Consider the following 1,479-nt stretch of genomic DNA (forward strand, 5'->3'; position numbering starts at 1 on the left):
CCTACAGGAAGCAGATCCTGCGAGGGTTCGTCAGGCCTGCGGGGCGCGGTAGTCCTGGTAGGACTTCTCTTCGACCAAGGTTGAACCGAGCTTCATATTGATCTCGCGCTTGATCGCCGCGCGTTCGTCGTTCTCGATGTACACCGAGCGGGCGAGCTGGATGAATTCCTGATCGAAGGCCTGGGCGCGCTCTTTCATGCGGATATCGTCTTCGATCTTCCACAGACGCTGGTTCACGGCGAGAAGGCGCGCGGTTTCGTCGGCGATATCGGTTTCCGACGCCTTGTCGTTCTTCCACGTCGCGTCGAGCAGCTCGAGTTCGTTGCGGACGTTGGCGAGCTTGGCGTCGTCCTTGATTTCCTGCAGCTTGATCTGAAGGATCGTCATCTTGTCGATAAGCTCGCCGTAAGAAACGGGGGTCTGAATCAGGCTCATGGCAAATCTCCAGTCGGTCAGGCGCCGGAGGTTAGCAGTTTTGGGCTGGTCCGACTGCCACCGTAGGCCGCCAGACCCTCCACCAGGTGGTCGAAAACAGTGCGAATACGAAGACTGGTGCGCTGGTCCTCATGCATGACTACCCAAATGGGCAGTGCGATATCCACGGACTTGGGAAGCAGTCGCACGAGTCCCGCGCGTCGACCCAGCGGCACCTGGCAGGCACCGATACCGAAGCCTGCCCGGATAGCAGCCAGCCCGGCGAGATCGTTGTCCGTGCGCAAGCTGAAGAACTCGCGCTGGTAAGGCATGCCTGCGGGGCGGGTGGCACGGATATACGGCGTCTCTTCGTCGTAACCGATCAAGGTGTGCCCGGTCAGGTCCGCCAGTGTCTTCGGCCGGCCCGCCGCCGCGAGATAGTCCGCGTGCGCGTAAAGGCCAATGGGAATAACACACACCTTCCGGGCGACCAGCGCATCCTGGTCCGGGGGCGAACTGCGCACGGCGATGTCGGCATCGCGGCGCAAGAGATTTTCCGTGCGATTCGTGGTCGACAGCTCAAACACGATCCCCGGGGAACGTCGGTGCATCGCGGCCAGGATCGGCGGCAACACCTCCACGCCATTGACCTCGCTGGCAGTGATGCGCACGACGCCGCGTAACTCGTCCTTCGCGCCTGACGCCGCGCGTAAAGCCGAAGCGGCCGCCGACGCCATCGCTTCCGCGTGAGGCTGAAGCTCCAGCGCGGCATCCGTCGGCACCAACCCGTGCGATGCACGCGAGAACAGCGGCACCCCGAGCGATGCTTCCAGCTCACGGACGTGTCGACCCAGGCTCGGCTGGGTCATGCCGAGTGCGCGTGCGGCGCCGGAAAGACTCCCCTCGCGAAGTACTGCAAGGAAAGAGCGGAACAGGTCCCACGTCAGGTCGCTGGAAGTCATACAAAAATGTATATCACACCCACGCTTTTAGGCAATTCACGTATAGGTCCAAGGGGAACAGACTGCTTCCATTCCCACGGAGCGCACGCCATGCAGACCCCCA

General features: G+C 62.1%; 2 protein-coding genes. Both read right to left on the reverse strand.

Going from position 1 to position 1,479, the window contains the following annotated elements; genetic code table 11:
• Positions 1-30: 30 nt before the first annotated feature.
• Positions 31-435 carry a DUF6165 family protein gene (locus AC1DT2_RS23150; RefSeq protein WP_477299019.1) on the reverse strand — a complete coding sequence of 135 codons (405 nt, stop codon included), beginning with the start codon at positions 433-435 and terminating at the stop codon, positions 31-33.
• Positions 436-452: 17 nt separating this feature from the next.
• Entirely contained in the window at positions 453-1,376 is a 924-nt protein-coding gene (locus AC1DT2_RS23155) for a LysR family transcriptional regulator (RefSeq protein WP_477299020.1), read from the reverse strand.
• Between the last annotated feature and the right edge of the window lie 103 nt (positions 1,377-1,479).

It is taken from the genome of Luteibacter sp. P4_E6 (assembly GCF_056401535.1).

Bases quoted from the DNA above. Each gene is read 5' to 3' on its own strand.
- AC1DT2_RS23150 (WP_477299019.1), bottom strand. From the start codon at position 435: ATGAGCCTGATTCAGACCCCCGTTTCTTACGGCGAGCTTATCGACAAG.
- AC1DT2_RS23155 (WP_477299020.1), bottom strand. From the start codon at position 1,376: ATGACTTCCAGCGACCTGACGTGGGACCTGTTCCGCTCTTTCCTTGCA.